Raw genomic sequence first — 14,919 nt, forward strand, 5'->3', positions numbered from 1 at the left:
CGATGCGTTCCCTGTTTCTGACCGTAGGAGAACTACAGCATCGGCTCAGGAGAGGCAGTACGTCAAACCCCTTAACCCAATCATCACAAAGACGTCGTCAGCAGAATGACTCCTCGTCACCCTCATCGAGCAGCCCTGACAGCACCTCCCTGGCAAGAGCCCGGGTCAGAGGACGACCATGAGCTAACCCGGCCTGATCGAGCCTCTCGACAGCCGTCACGATGGCATCGCCCGTGCGGGGCAGATGGCGAAGCAGCCAGTCCAGAATCGGCTTGGAGACAATCATCTGCCGCTCGGCAATCAGGCGCAGCAGCAAGGTAAAGCGCAGCGAATCTTCCGGCGACGCAATCGGCACGATTGTGACCGCGCGCAGGCGGCTGGCCAGATCGGGCAGAATGATTGCCTGTCGCATGGGCGAAACACGCGCCGCCATCAACAATGTGATCCGATGTTCGCGCGCCAGATTGAGCAGATGCAGCAAGGCCCGCTCCGACGTCACCCGGTCGATGGCGTCAAGGGCCAGCGCAGCCGGGGGGGCTTCGGCCAATGCGGCAATATCGGCGCGGTCGAGACTGGCAGCATCCAGCACGCGCGCGCCGCGTCGTGCGGCCCAGATATGCAGCAGATGGGTCTTGCCGCAGCTATCGGCCCCGCAGAGAAGAAGGCGCCTGTCAGGCCATCCGGTCTGGTTGAGCCAGAGCCGCGCCTGTGCGTTCGACGCGGCTGCGACGAAGTGGCGTGCGGCTACGCTCGGCGGCGGACGCAGCGCCAGAGCGAGCTGCCGAGCCGCATTCCCGGGGGACAAACCGTCATTTCGCGCCTCTTTGTCCATCCAATAGCCGTTCCGGTCCTTTCCGAGCCGGGTCGGCTCCAGTAGTAAGGGCGGATAGTAACGCAACCGGCCAGGTTTATCGAGCGAGGCGACAGCATGACCGACCCAATCTCTCCTTCAGCGAGCTATCGCGAGTCCGGTGTCGACATCGAGGCCGGTGACGCGCTGGTCGAGGCGATCAAACCCGCTGCAAAATCGACCGACCGGCCGGGCACCATGGGCGGGCTCGGCGGTTTCGGCGCCTTGTTCGACCTCAAGGCTGCCGGGTTCAGCGACCCTATTCTGGTCAGCTGCACCGATGGCGTCGGCACGAAGCTGATGGTGGCCATCGAAAGCGGCCAGCATGACACGGTCGGCATCGATCTCGTTGCCATGTGCGTCAATGATCTGGTCGTACAGGGCGCGCAGCCCCTTTTCTTCCTTGACTATCTGGCCACGGGCAAGCTCGCTGTCGAAGATGCTGCCCGCGTCGTGCGTGGCATTGCCCAAGCCTGCCGCGACACTGATTGCGCTCTGGTTGGCGGCGAAACCGCTGAAATGCCCGGCATGTATGGCCCCGGTCATTATGATCTGGCAGGGTTCAGCGTTGGGGCTGCAGAACGCAGCGCCCTTCTTCCCTCAGGCATCGCCGAAGGCGATGTCCTGATTGCCCTGCCCTCATCGGGCGTGCATTCCAATGGTTATTCGCTTGTACGCAGCATCAAGACCATGAGCGGTCTCGAATGGAACAGCGAAGCGCCGTTCGAGACCGGCAGTACGCTGGCCGAAGCCCTGCTGCGCCCGACGGCTCTCTATGTCCGAACCGTCATGGCCCTGCACAAGGCCGGTCTGCTGCATGGCTGCGCCCATATCACGGGTGGCGGTCTGCCGGGCAATCTGCCGCGCGTGCTGCCCGAGGGGCTGGGTGTGCAGATCGAGGCCGGTAGCTGGCCCGTACCGCCCGTCTTCCGCTGGCTGGCTCAGACCGGCAATGTCGCTCATGACGAGATGCTCAAGGTCTTCAACTGCGGTATCGGTATGGTTCTTGTCACGCCCGAACCCGACAAGGTTCTGGCACTGCTCGAAGAGCGCGGCGAAAAAGGCTACCGCATCGGTGAAATCACGGCGAATGGTCCGCGCTACGCGCTCGATGGCACGGTCGACTTCTCCTGATGACAAAAACGCCCATCGCCATTCTCATCAGTGGGCGTGGCAGCAACATGAATGCGTTGATCGAGGCCTGTGCGCGACCGGATTATCCGGCGCGTATTGCCCTCGTGCTCAGTAACAACCCCGACGCGCCCGGCCTTGAGACTGCGCGCGCAGCCGGGCTTGAAGCCATCGCCATCGATCACCGTCTGTTTCCGAAAGATCGCGACGGCCACGAAGAGGCTATCGACAAGGCCCTGCTCGACGCTGGCGTGGAGGTCATCTGCCTCGCAGGATACATGCGCGTGCTGACCCCCTATCTGGTCGGGCGCTGGCAGGGCAGAATGCTGAACATCCACCCGAGCCTTCTCCCGGCCTATCCGGGTCTGGACACACATGCCCGCGCGCTCGCCGCTGGCGATGCGGAGCATGGATGCACTGTGCATCTGGTGACGGATGGGGTCGACGAAGGCCCTGTTCTCGCTCAGGCGCGGGTCAAGGTGCACGAAGGCGATACCGAGCAGAGCCTTGCTCACCGTGTGCTTGAGCAGGAACACCAGCTTTATCCTGCAGCTCTCGCCGCTTTTCTGGACAGACGATAAAAAAAGCCCGGTCTCTCGCACCGGGCTTTTTTCATGCCTGCTGGCGTTACTCCGTCACGCCAGCCAGTAACGTGACGCCAGAACGCAGGTGAGCGTAACCATATCAATGGCAAGAAAGAGCCCCATAGCCAGCATCGCAATCTGATGGGTGCGCAGGGAAGAGGCTACCTGCCCCTCAACGCTGACCTTCGGAAATATAAGCGCCAGAAACGGCGCAATCGGCAGAAAATAGCGCCCCTGCACGCCATCGATTACCGGCGCACCGACTGGTGTCCAGATGACGTAAAGCGAGAAATAGACAGCGCCGATTGCCAGCAGGACAGCAAAAACAGCAAGAAATACTACCCGACCAGACTGACGAGCGCTCTTGTGATGAACGGCAGGATAGATACAAAAACAGCACGATGCGGTGATCGCGATGTAAAAAATGCGATAGAACCAATTCGGAAATACTGTATCAAGCCATCCCAGCACTCCAAAAAACTCATGAATATTATGTCTGATATGTGATTGAAGCGTATGCAGGGCGAGTGCTGGAAGAGTTGCAGGATGAGTCAGAACCCAATGCACCTGACCGCTGTCGGAAGTGCCGGAGCCGTCGAGGAATTGTATCTTCGCCGGATTGAGACCAAATTTCTGCCAGAAAAGAAATGCCAGCACACTCACAGCGAAAGGCAGAACATAGCGCCACCTGTGCGCACGGGCCATATAACCCAGCGGAATAAGGCTGCATAAAAGAAGGGGCGGCTTGCTGACAGCAAGAATTGCAAAAAGAGACGCCATGCCGAGCCAGAAACGCGAGGAGCCAGGATTGATCGTGTCCAGTCGGGTGAGAAGCGCTGCCGTAACAATCGCAAGCCCGATGAGTATACCATCCTGCGAACATGAGGCGCCGAGCGCTACAACCATTGGAAAGCTCGAAAGCACAGCCAGATAGAGCGCGCCCCGACGAGCCAGGGCCATACCCAGTGCGCATAGCGCTATCGCACAGATCACGTTGATCGTACGAACTGCGTAGCTGGTCTGCAGGATTGTTGCTCGCGTATGCCGGGCAACGAACGCCGCAAGTGCCCCCGGAAGATAGGTGATAGGCGCATAGATTGCCGTATTGGGAAAAGACACCCAGGTTTTTTCTCTGGACCAATGTCTTTCAGAGAGCGCAAGAAGCTCTTCGCTCGACACCTTGGCCTGAGGATTGAAGCGCAGAGAATTCAGTAGCTCCGATTCCGCCGGAATACCTGTGGGAAGATACCCTCCGGCGTCCTTGGTGCCCTTTTTGATAGCAACAAATCCACCCTGTGAAATCTGCGTGAGCCTTGCGAAGTGATTGCGCTCATCAGGCGTCTGACCGGGAGGGGTGAGCAGCACACATGCCATCGCCATCAAGGAGGCGAAAAAGACGTAGAGCAGTGACATCTGGACTGTCAGCCCGGTTTTCAGAAATAGGCGCAAGAACAGGGGCTCCGGGCTATTGGGGTGACACTGCGCTGCATCCGTTCACTCGGCGTTGTGTGATCGAACAGCCTGATTTTTTTTAAAACTCGATCCGGGGAGGTGCCGGAAGGGCCAGATAAGCCAGTCGCTTTGCCTCCTGACGACCGAGCGCAACGCTATTGAGAATGACACCGCACACCAGGGCCAACGCCGCAAGAATCTCAAACCCTGTCGCCAGAACCGCTGAAGGCAGATGAAGAACCGTGTGCGTTTCGATGAAATCCAGCACCGAGCGCATGCCGGTCACGCCACCAATTAACGCAAGGCATACACCCATGAGCCCAAAGAACAGGAAGGGACGTTCCTGTTTGAGCAGGTTGATAATCGTCCCAAGAATCCTGAAGCCATCACGATAGGTATTGAGCTTCGAAAATGAGCCCTCAGGGCGCTCGACATAACGTGTCGATACTTCACCCATGGACATGTTGAGCTGCAAAGCATGGACCGTGAGCTCGGTTTCGGTTTCGAACCCGGAGGAGATTGCCGGAAACGACTTGACGAAACGACGGCTGAATAGCCTGTAACCCGAAAGCATATCCGACTGGCCACGGCCGAAAAGCCTTACGACCAGCCCCGTCAGCACTTTGTTGCCCAGAACATGCCCCGCACGATAGGCTTCCGCACGCTCGTGCAGACGGACACCCATCACCGTGTCGTGAGCGTTTTCCAAAGCCAGGCGGATCATTTTGGGCGCAGCCGCAGCCTCGTAAGTGCCATCACCATCAATCAGAACAAAAAAATCGGCCTCGATATCGGCAAACATCCGCCTGATGACATGGCCTTTACCCTGCAAGCGCTCACGACGGATGATAGCTCCAGCCTCGCTTGCTTTAGCAATAGTGTGATCTGTCGAGTTGTTATCGTAGACATAGATAGCAGCATCAGGCAGTGCCATTCGCATGTCGCGCACGACAGTGCCGACTGTTACCTCCTCATTGTAACACGGTATCAATACCGCGACCTTCGGGCCGGTCGGGGAGGGTATTATTCTGGAGAACTTTTCCTGCTGAATATTATCTGGCTGCATCAAGCTCTCTACGAAACAATTCTTGTGTCCTGAGTATAGCATTTCTGCGGATGTCGGACCAGATCAGTGCAAGGCACCTGCTATCCCCTAATTCGTGATATCAGAGTCCGAGCGAAAATCATCTGTACCCCACCAAACACGGTGTTCGCGTCTCACCTACCAAACGCAGGTGAACAAAGGTTCTCATTGCTGATACAGCGTGATCTCTGCCCTCTGGGCATCGAATGACCCGAAGACTGCGTCGGGAAAGCCAAGCGGAACGACGCGATTGTTCCCTGCCGGTCGGAGCCACTCTAGGGCACCTCATTGGAACGGACGATGGACTTGGCTTTCCCGCAGTTCATCATCCCAATTCCGAGCCACCTCTCGCTGGCAGAATGCTGCAACAGACCGCGATGTCGGGAGAAAGAGTTTCGGCAAGGAACAGGAGGCAAACCAGAGGCGATAACGCTTTCTGTTCGAGCGCGTCGGGCCAAGGATGTGTTTCACCATCGACAGCCTCACAGGCTCACGTTGCGCACCCCACCCACCATGACGAACACTCCTGCCGAGGCATCGGCCGATATAGCGCTGTAGGCTTTTTAAAGTCGTTACATCCAGAAGGATCACGCCCGTTGCGCGTTCGAGACGCCGATCGAGGCAGGATGAATAATTACCGTCGATAATCCAGTGAAGAGGCGGCGATCGCCTGGGCATGATCGTGATGGAAATCGGTCAGGGAGCGCAGCCTGTCAAAGGTGCCGACTTCGTGGCGCAGAAGATCGAGATGGACGACCGGAAGGCCCGTAAGCCTTCCGATAGATACCGAGAGCGTCGATTTGCCGCTATTGCTCGGTCCCATAACAATCAATCGCGGACCGAGCATCCTCAGTGAGATATCGCAGGATTGATGGGTCATCGACACCGTCTCATGCCGCTGCGCCCCGGAAAACACGTTTGAGAACAATTCGTCGATCTCCATCGCTTGTGAGGGTGCGGCGACAAGCCTCGCATGGCAGAAGAACACGGATCGCAGAAGACTTTGAACAAGGACAAGACATGCATCGAGCGCATGACCGGGGTATGGGGCTGGAAGAATGGTGCCTATTGCTGGTTCTTGCCCTGCTCTGGGGCGGCTCTTTCTTCTTTTTCAAGATACTGGTTTCAGCCGTGCCGCCCTTCACGGTGGTGCTTGGGCGCGTGGGGCTTGCGGCGCTGGCGCTCAATCTGGTTCTGTTTTGCAAGAGCGATCGCCCGACCCTGGGGCGCTCTGTCTGGCTCAGGCTGCTTCTGCTCGGGGCGCTGAACAATATCATCCCCTTTTCGGCTATCGCCTTCGGCGAAACGCGCATCTCAAGTGGCGTCGCAGCCATCCTCAACGCAACTACTCCGGTCTTCACAATCATCGTGGCGCATTTTTTCACTCATGACGAGAAGCTGCGCTGGGGCAAGATTATCGGCATCATGATGGGCTTCTGTGGTGTGGGCGTGCTGATTGGACCGGCTCTGTTCGGCAGGGGCACACAGCAATCGCTTCTGGGCGAGATCGCCTGCCTCACTGCTGCTCTGAGCTATGGGTTCGGCGGGGTCTATGGCCGCCAGTTCAAGGGGCTGCCCCCTCTCAAGCTCGCGACCGGGCAGCTTACCGCCAGCACGGCGCTGGTTCTGCCTTTTTCGCTCTTGGTCGATCATCCCTGGGGCCTGGCTATGCCGTCAGTAACGATCTGGGGGGCTTTTGCAGGCATTGCCTTTCTCAGCACGGCCCTCGCCTTCATTCTCTATTTCAGACTTCTTGCGACAGCGGGTGCCACCAATCTTTCTCTCGTGACTTTCCTGCTGCCGATCATGGCGCTTATGCTTGGCACCGTATTTCTGGGTGAGACGATACGCTGGTACGCACTTGCAGGACTTGCCTTGATCGGCGCGGGTCTGGCCGCAATAGACGGTCGTCCCTGGCGGAAAGCACTAACTCTGCTACATCCAGGCCCACAAGGTTGAGATATCCTGACGGAGCGCCCCGCGAGACCAGGGGCGCCCTGCACTCCTACTGTTTTACCAGCTGAACCGATAAAAGGGCCACATGGCCGGGTGATTTACGAGCGAGGAAAAGCGTTCGCCCAGGCTCGATCCAGCGCATGTCCCCAACTGTCGCCGGATCTGACATGTCGGGGCATGACATGCTGATCTCGGACACCGCATCGGCCTCCGACATGATGATTTTTTCAATCACGGCGGCAGCAGTACCGCGAGATAACGCAACGCCCTCGGTAAGGTCTTGCTGATAGCAGAAAATCACCTGATGAACGTCAGGAAGAAGAATATAGCAACATTCGCTGCCCGACATGCCGAGCTTCTCCAGAACGCGACCGTCGTCGGTCATGATGCGGATCCCCGGATCGATTATCTCGACCTGATCCTGAGAGCCCTGCGCAGGCTTGCTCGGGAAAGGAACGACCGTGTCATGATTCGGGCTGACAGAATACCCGGATGCTGACACCATGCTACTCGACGACCACACCATACCAAATGCACTCTTTCTCTATTATTAATCGACTGGATAATCGATATTTTTTAGCATTACCTGCTCTCTGGCTCTGCTTTCCTCACGCGAAAACTAAGTAAATTTTTCGGAAACAATTATATCGAACGTTAATATTCAGTATCACCCAGTTTTCTTGATGGAAATTAACGTCAATTCTTCAGCGTTCCAAACCCGACCGCATTCTTTGTAGCGCAGGAAACAAAAAAGGCGGCACAAGGCCGCCTTTCATAGTGTTTCAATCGGACCATCTCTCAAGCGAAGCGACACGTCTCACAAGAGGTAATCCGAAATCCCAAAACCATGCTCTCGAGAAATTAAGAGAGGCGTGGTCCCAAGGGTAAAACAGCTTATGCGTGGATTTCTGTCTCGGCGAAGAAGAAAGCAATTTCGTTCTTCGCGTTTTCGAGGCTGTCCGAACCATGAACTGAGTTGGCTTCGATGCTTTCAGCGTAGAGCTTGCGCACCGTGCCGTCTGCTGCCTGCGCCGGGTTGGTCGCACCCATGACTTCACGATGACGGGCAACGGCATTTTCGCCCTGCAGAACCTGCACGACAACCGGCTCTGACAGCATGGAGGAGACGAGGCTGCCATAGAAAGGACGCTCTGCATGAACTGCATAGAAGGCCTTGGCCTGGTCTTCAGTCAGCTTGATGCGCTTCTGGGCGACGATACGCAGGCCGGCATCTTCGAACACGGCGTTGATCTTGCCGGTCAGGTTACGACGGGTTGCGTCAGGCTTGATGATCGAAAGGGTACGTTCCAGGGCCATGGCGGCATCTCCTGCACAAAAAAGAAAAGCGGTGAACGCCCCTCCCCTAGAGCAAAACAACACTTCCTGATAGTCCGCATGGCATCAAAAGCGTCCATCCTGTCTGGGAATTTGCCGTGAGCCTGCTGACCATCACCGATCTGACACTGCGTATCGCCGGGCGCGTGCTTCTCGACAACGCGTCACTCAGCGTCGACCCCGGCCGCAAGATCGGCCTTGTTGGACGAAATGGCGTTGGCAAATCAACGCTGCTGGCTGCGATAGCGGGCGATCTGCACCCCGATGGCGGCACGATCCAGCTATCGAACCGGGCCAGCATGGGTCGGGTAAAGCAGGAAACCCCTGAAGGCGAGGCTTCGCTGATCGAGACCGTGCTTGCGGGCGATCTCGAACGCGCCCGTCTTCTGCACGAGGCCGAGACGACCTCCGAGCCGACCCATCTCGCCGATATCCACGAACGGCTTCTGGTGATCGACGCGCACACCGCCCCAGCGCGCGCCGCCAGCATTCTTTCGGGACTGGGGTTCGATCATGAGGCACAGCAGCGGCCCGTCTCCTCATTTTCGGGCGGCTGGCGGATGCGCGTGGCGCTCGCCACAGCGCTTTTTCTCAATCCTGACCTGCTTCTCCTCGACGAACCGACAAACCATCTCGACATCGAGGCAACGATCTGGCTCGAAAACTGGCTCAGATCTTTCTCTGGCGCTGCCATCGTGGTCAGTCACGATCGCTCTCTTCTCGACAGCGTGGTCGACTCGATTGCCCATCTCGACAAGGGCAAGATCAATCTGACACCAGGTGGCTACGACGAATTCATCCGCATCCGTACCGAGCAGGCTCTGCAGCAGAACCGCGCGGCAGAGCGTCTGGCTGCCCAGCGCGCCCATATGCAATCTTTCGTCGATCGGTTTCGCGCAAAAGCAACGAAGGCACGGCAGGCTCAGGCAAGGTTGAAGGCCCTTGCCCGCCTTCCCCAGATCGATTCAGTAGTCGAAGACAGCCCGACGCGTTTCTCCTTTCCCGAACCGGCACCGCTCCCGCCGCCCATGCTGACGCTGGACAAGGTCACGATCGGCTATGACGGCCGCGCGGTTCTCTCGAATCTCTCCTGCCGCCTCGACCTTGATGATCGCATCGCGCTGCTCGGTCAGAACGGCAAGGGCAAGTCGACCTTCGCCAAGCTGCTTGCAGGACGGCTCGAACCCATGACGGGAACCATGCAGCACTCATCGCGGTTGCGCATCGGCTATTTTGCCCAGCATCAGGGCGACGAACTCGTGCTTACCGAGACACCGATCGACCATATGAGCCGCGCCATGCCTGAGGCGACCCCGGTGGCTGTCCGGGCGCAGCTCGACCGTTTCGGGCTCGATGCCGGCAAGGCGGAATCGCGCGTCGGCGATCTGTCAGGGGGTGAAAAGGCCCGCCTGCTTCTGGCTCTTGCCACTCGTAACGCCCCGCATCTTCTCCTGCTCGACGAGCCGACCAACCATCTCGATCTGGATGCGCGTGATGCCCTCATCAGGGCGTTGTGCGATTTCGAGGGCGCGGTGGTGCTGATCAGCCATGACGCGCATCTGGTGGAATCCGTAGCCGATCGACTCTGGCTGGTCGATGACGGCACAATCACGCCGTTCGATGACGACATGGACGGCTACCGAAGCTGGCTGAACGAACGGGCAAGAAAAGCGGCCAGCGAAGCACGCATCGAAAACAGCTCTGATAATAGCGGTCGCAAGGACCAGCGCCGCGACCGGGCCGAACAGAGACGCGCCCTCGCCCCCTTGCGCAAGGAGGCAAAAGCAGCCGAGCATCTCATGGAATTGCTGGGCAAGGAGCGGGCCAAAATAGAGGCGCGCCTCGCCGATCCAGCTCTTTATGAAAAAAGCGATGCCAGCGAGATAACGAAGCTCAATACGAGGCTGGCGGCGCTCGGCGCCGAAGAACAGGCCGCAGAAGAGCGCTGGCTGAACGCAGAAGCCGAGATCGAGGAAGCGAACCGGAGCTAGGCGTTTCCGTTATGCGCAGTACCGATTATCGAGAACGGGATAAGATGTCCGACCATCCTTCTGACGCCGCCCCGGCTGCCGGGCGCGAGCTGCTGCAGATCTTCAAGATCCTGCGCTTTACCCTGATTGTCACACTCGTCGTTCTGGCGCTCTGGCTGCTTGGCGATGTGCTCATGGTCGTTTTTGCAGCGACACTCTTTGCCGTCATCCTGCACGGGCTCGCGCGTATTCTGCGAGACAAGGCACGCATCCCTTACCAGCTCGCGGTTGGGCTCGTGGCGCTGATCATCCTGATCGCCATCGGGGCCTTGTTCTATTTCAGCGGTCCGCAGATCAGCGACCAGTTCGTGAAGCTCAAGGCGGCCCTCATCACGCAGTATGGTCAGCTACGCAGTCAGATGGGCACGAGCACCTGGGGTCAGTTCGCCCTCGATCATCTGCCGAAATCTCTCGGTGGAAACGAGCAGGGTAATGGCTCGTCTCTCGGCGCGGGCCTCGCCAATTCGGTGACCGGCATCCTCAGCAGCGCCTTCGGCCTGCTCGGCACGATCGCCGTCATTCTGATCGCCGGGCTCTATTTTGCCCTTTCTCCGGCAATCTATGTCGATGGCATGCTGCGCCTTGTCCCTGAAGGACATCGCCCTGCGGCACGCAAGCTCGTTCTGACCGCAGGCACGACATTGTGGTCCTGGACCATCGGACAGGCCTTCGACATGCTGGCCGTCGGGCTGGCGTCAGGGATCGGGCTCGGTTTCCTGGGTGTCCCCTTGGCCATGGCACTTGGCGTCGTCGCCGGACTTTGCAACTTCATCCCTTATATCGGCGCCATTCTCGGAGCGATCCCGGCGGTTTTGATCGCCCTCTCGCAGGGAACGCGAACCGGACTGATGGTTGCCGGTCTCTACTGCGTGATCCAGTTTCTGGAAGGCAACGTGCTGGCGCCCCTCATCCAGCGACATGCCGTGCATATGCCGCCGGCTCTCGCCATTCTGGCACAGACCGTCTTCGGCACCATCCTTGGCGTGCCGGGCTTGATTCTCGCCTCGCCTCTTACCGCAGCCCTGCTGGCAATCGGCGATACCGCAACCGCACCGCTCGAGGCCAAGATGCGCACCGGCAAAACGATGGGCGACTCCCCTCTCGCCCATGACGACGTCGACTGAAAACCAACGGCGCTGATGAATGACCTCACCTTTGGCGCGGTGAGGTTGCTCTGCCTTGGTGCCCAAATGCGCATTACACATTTCGCTACGGGCCGTCTGAACGACGGCTTCCTCAGTTCGAGACAAGCCCCCTGACATTTCCCATCAGATGGGAAGGGTTCGAGTCTTGGACTGAGATTCGGTTGAGCCGAAATGGTCTGCCTCCCTGCTCTCACAAGATCCCACCGAAGATACTTCCAATCTGACCCAACAGCAGCCGTGCGGTGGAGTTCTGTGCTCTGAATGGACAGCCACGGTCAACGCCCCTCCAGAATGATCACATGTCGTCAGGGAATACCGAGGACAGAAATCTGACCCCGCAAATGATGCGCTGGCGGGTCGATCAGGCAATATCTGTCAAGCCACAGACTTTGAAATATCCAGTAATGCCACCCTCCAGACCGAAGGAGATCCTCCAGGACAAATACTTGGCAACATTCTGTGTTTTTTCTTCCCAGATATTTGTTTGTAAATATGATCTGTGCGATATTGCGACATCCTAATTACTGAGAAAGCGTACGGAAACCAATGCTGAAAGTTCTGGTCAGCCATAATCTGAAAGTCTTTCTTGTGGAGGGAGAGAGCATCGTTCAGCGCGATTTTTCAAATATCACGCGTCCTGACGATGTTATCTGCTTCCACGACCGAAATGGCCTGCAGGGCTTTTGTACGCTGGGAGACGCAAATCGCTGGCTGGATCTCGAAACTCTCAATATTGCGCGCGCGATACCCAGTGTCATGATAGACTTGGACTATCACGGCAACGGACATTACAGCTTCAAATACAATGGGAAATTTGGACGCGCCAATCATCTCGGTGGTCTTGATTTTGTCTCCGAACACCGCAATCTCTGGGAAACATTCAAGCTTCTGGACATTCACGTGTTCCACGCGGCCACAAGGGTAGCCAGCCACCGTTGGGTTTTGGGCGGCAGCAACACGGTCGTGCGACTGAATTTGCGAGAGTCGAATTTTGACGAAGTGACTTTCGGAGACAAGAAGCTGCCTATGGACGCGTTCTTCAACAGTGCAGCATCCACGAAAAACCCTACCCGATTCATATTTTTCGATGAGTGGAAGGTCCACGAAGCATTCTTGCTCAATCCCGCGATCGTACTGGTTGTGTTCGGCCATGGAGCCGCTCTCAAACAATATTGCGAATGCATCCGCAGCATCGACCTGCTGGCGGAATATCGTGGCACGATTCTGATCGTCAGCAACATCCCAGAGGATCATCTCAAGGGCTTGGCCCCTGAGCCTCTACGTAGTCATATTAGAGTCATCCCGATGCAGGGCATGGATCAACTCGACTATGTAGGCGCTCGCCTAACCATCTTCAACACTTCCATACTCGATGAATACCAGCCGATACTTTATTCGGATGTTGATATTGCTTTTGATCTTCCGATCGAACCGTTCCTGATCAAAGCGGCCAAATCTCGACGGTGCAGCGCACAGGTCGAGTCGTTTCACCAGATCGCCACATCAGAACACACAGGGGCTACCCTGGTGCAGGCTGATCCGTTCTCGAGCGAAGGGCTGCATGGGTTCAACGGTGGCCTTCTGCTCGTGCCCAACATGGCAGATCATGCCCACTACATCAGGGCCGCATATCAAACTCTGATCCGATATACGTCCCAACATGGTCGCAAATCGATACCATTCTACGACCAGAGCGTGCTTAACTATGCGCTCTATAAGCTTGACGATTTCGATGCTGAGCCTGTCAGCGCACATACGCAGATAGGCGGTTACGATCATCCGACAGACCCTGCTCACCCTCGTGGCTTTATCCATTTCTGGAATACGGCCGACAAACATCTGGCCATGCAGGCATATATCGATAAAGCGGAGGAACTCCGGGAGCCTGCCAAATCCTGAGGTGATCCGCCTCTGTCGCCGCGTTACTGATAACGGCCACGTAAGAATTCTGGCTTTTTCTATTTCGCGGTGACAGCCTTCAACTCCCCCTGGACCTATCCAGAGATTCCGGGCGGATAGGAGACCGCGATAAGCTCACTCGGAATAGACAAGTTCTGGCTCAGGCCGTTTATGAGAGCAATCCAGGCCGGAACCTTTAGGCGGCAGCTTTTCGAGCAAACGACCTGGCGTGGCGTGCCTAACAGTTTCACAAAAAACTCCCTGTCACAGGCGGAAGGGTGAGGCGAATACGACCTTTCACGCCCACCCCGCGACTTTCTGCATTCCTTTCGTAACATCTTGCGGAACCATACATGGGGTATCACAAGGAGACAGATCGACTGTACCAAATGGCAACATATCGAAGCGGGTGACCGCACAGTTTTTGTCGCCGCACACACCTGCCCTGCCTGCCTCGATAGCGTTTTTCTGACGCATCAGGAGGTAGCGCCTCCATTATTCGCCGCCAGCGATCCGCACAGTGCTGCGACGGGCGGCCGCGCCATGAGATTGCGCGCCGACGAGACGTGCCTTTTTGCCGCAAACAGAATTCCGGTGCGTCAGTCATTTTTCTCTTGCTCCTGACACTGTGTCAGCATCGCTTCCTGCATCCGGCACCAAGGGAGGGGCTCAGATGACACGCAACAGATCGATCGGAGAGATGGCGGCGCAATGTGGGCTTTCACCACGCAGCCTGCGCCATCTCGAAGAAAAGGGCCTGATCAGCCCAAAGAGAAGCGAGGCGGGCCGACGCGTCTATGGCGCGCAGGAAACGAGTCTCGTCACGCGCATCCTGTTGCTGCGTCAGGCAGGTTATCGCCTGTCTGAAATATCATCCGCCATGCTGCACCCGTCTCTTGATGCCCGGAGCCTTATCGAAAGCCAGATCCTGTACCTGAGCGCGAAACAAAAGCAGGTCACCCTTATGCTGCGCCGTCTGCACGAGACCCTGACCTTGCTCGAGACGCGCGAAGCGCCGGATGTGGATGGGCTCTGCTCTCTCATCAAGGAGGCACAAATCATCATGTCAGACAAAGATTTCAAGGCCGTCGCGACGACCTATTTCACAGAAGAAGAGTGGGACCGCTGGAAGGAAACAGGCAGCAAGCTTTTTCCCGGCGACATGCGCACCCGCTACGAGCAGGGCTGGGCGGCACTTATTGCGCGCATTGAAAAAGCCATCGCGTCAGGTGTCATGCCCGGCTCGAGTGAAGCTCTCGCCCTCATGGAGGAATGGAGAATTCTGCAGCGGCCAATGGTCGAGGCTTTGGGCAAGGATCACTGGAACAAGGCTGCCAGAATGTATAGCGAAATGGATCAGTGGGAGACCGAGACAGCCAAGGCCCCGTTCAGTCAGGAAGTTTATCACTTCGTCTCGGAGACAGCCCGACTGGCGCGTGGGAACTGAACAGAA

The 14,919-nt window shown here is 57.4% G+C and carries 13 protein-coding genes; 7 read left to right on the plus strand and 6 right to left on the minus strand.

Features of this window, described 5'->3' with window-relative positions:
• Positions 1-97: 97 nt before the first annotated feature.
• Complete coding sequence (locus AA105894_RS04140) at positions 98-832, minus strand: HdaA/DnaA family protein (protein WP_267310613.1); 735 nt, start codon at positions 830-832, stop codon at positions 98-100.
• A 96-nt stretch (positions 833-928) separates the two neighbouring features.
• Here AA105894_RS04140 and purM point away from each other — a divergent pair, with 96 nt between their 5' ends.
• A complete protein-coding gene (gene purM, locus AA105894_RS04145) occupies positions 929-1,984 on the plus strand; it encodes a phosphoribosylformylglycinamidine cyclo-ligase (RefSeq protein ID WP_267310614.1) in 1,056 nt (351 codons plus the stop codon).
• Entirely contained in the window at positions 1,981-2,562 is a 582-nt protein-coding gene (gene purN / locus AA105894_RS04150) for a phosphoribosylglycinamide formyltransferase (RefSeq protein ID WP_267310685.1), read from the plus strand. Before purM ends, purN begins: the two co-directional genes overlap by 4 nt.
• 54 nt (positions 2,563-2,616) lie before the next feature.
• Here the strand turns inward: purN and AA105894_RS04155 are convergent, their stop codons facing one another.
• The 3 genes from AA105894_RS04155 to AA105894_RS04165 all read right to left on the minus strand — a co-directional run bounded on the left by AA105894_RS04155 (position 2,617) and on the right by AA105894_RS04165 (position 5,981).
• The gene (locus AA105894_RS04155; protein WP_267310615.1) at positions 2,617-4,014 is read right to left on the minus strand and encodes a DUF2142 domain-containing protein; all 1,398 of its coding nucleotides are present in this window, start codon (positions 4,012-4,014) and stop codon (positions 2,617-2,619) included.
• An 82-nt stretch (positions 4,015-4,096) separates the two neighbouring features.
• Entirely contained in the window at positions 4,097-5,083 is a 987-nt protein-coding gene (locus AA105894_RS04160) for a glycosyltransferase (RefSeq protein WP_267310616.1), read from the minus strand.
• Between the two features lie 652 nt (positions 5,084-5,735).
• A complete protein-coding gene (locus AA105894_RS04165; RefSeq protein ID WP_267310617.1) occupies positions 5,736-5,981 on the minus strand; it encodes a hypothetical protein in 246 nt (81 codons plus the stop codon).
• A gap of 140 nt (positions 5,982-6,121) precedes the next feature.
• Here AA105894_RS04165 and AA105894_RS04170 point away from each other — a divergent pair, with 140 nt between their 5' ends.
• Positions 6,122-7,060, plus strand: a complete 939-nt coding sequence (locus tag AA105894_RS04170; RefSeq protein ID WP_267310618.1) for a DMT family transporter — start codon at positions 6,122-6,124, stop codon at positions 7,058-7,060.
• Between the two features lie 46 nt (positions 7,061-7,106).
• Here AA105894_RS04170 and AA105894_RS04175 read toward each other — a convergent pair whose 3' ends face one another.
• Positions 7,107-7,442: a hypothetical protein gene (locus AA105894_RS04175; RefSeq protein WP_267310619.1), complete on the minus strand. Its 336-nt coding sequence runs from the start codon at positions 7,440-7,442 to the stop codon at positions 7,107-7,109.
• Between the two features lie 509 nt (positions 7,443-7,951).
• Positions 7,952-8,374, minus strand: coding sequence for a nucleoside-diphosphate kinase (ndk, locus tag AA105894_RS04180; RefSeq protein WP_267310620.1), 423 nt, complete (start codon positions 8,372-8,374; stop codon positions 7,952-7,954).
• Between the two features lie 116 nt (positions 8,375-8,490).
• Between ndk and AA105894_RS04185 the strand changes: the two genes are divergently transcribed.
• From AA105894_RS04185 to AA105894_RS04200, 4 genes are all read left to right on the plus strand, one after another.
• Positions 8,491-10,383, plus strand: a complete 1,893-nt coding sequence (locus AA105894_RS04185) for an ABC-F family ATP-binding cassette domain-containing protein (RefSeq protein ID WP_267310621.1) — start codon at positions 8,491-8,493, stop codon at positions 10,381-10,383.
• Between the two features lie 44 nt (positions 10,384-10,427).
• On the plus strand, positions 10,428-11,546 hold the full coding sequence (locus AA105894_RS04190) for an AI-2E family transporter (protein WP_267310622.1): 1,119 nt from the start codon (positions 10,428-10,430) through the stop codon (positions 11,544-11,546).
• A gap of 567 nt (positions 11,547-12,113) precedes the next feature.
• Positions 12,114-13,466: a glycosyltransferase gene (locus AA105894_RS04195; RefSeq protein ID WP_267310623.1), complete on the plus strand. Its 1,353-nt coding sequence runs from the start codon at positions 12,114-12,116 to the stop codon at positions 13,464-13,466.
• 673 nt (positions 13,467-14,139) lie between these two features.
• The gene (locus AA105894_RS04200; protein ID WP_267310624.1) at positions 14,140-14,913 is read left to right on the plus strand and encodes a MerR family DNA-binding transcriptional regulator; all 774 of its coding nucleotides are present in this window, start codon (positions 14,140-14,142) and stop codon (positions 14,911-14,913) included.
• Positions 14,914-14,919 lie beyond the last annotated feature (6 nt).

Origin of the sequence: Asaia spathodeae NBRC 105894, from assembly GCF_025994195.1 — a bacterium.
Taxonomy (GTDB): Bacteria; Pseudomonadota; Alphaproteobacteria; order Acetobacterales; family Acetobacteraceae; genus Asaia; species Asaia siamensis.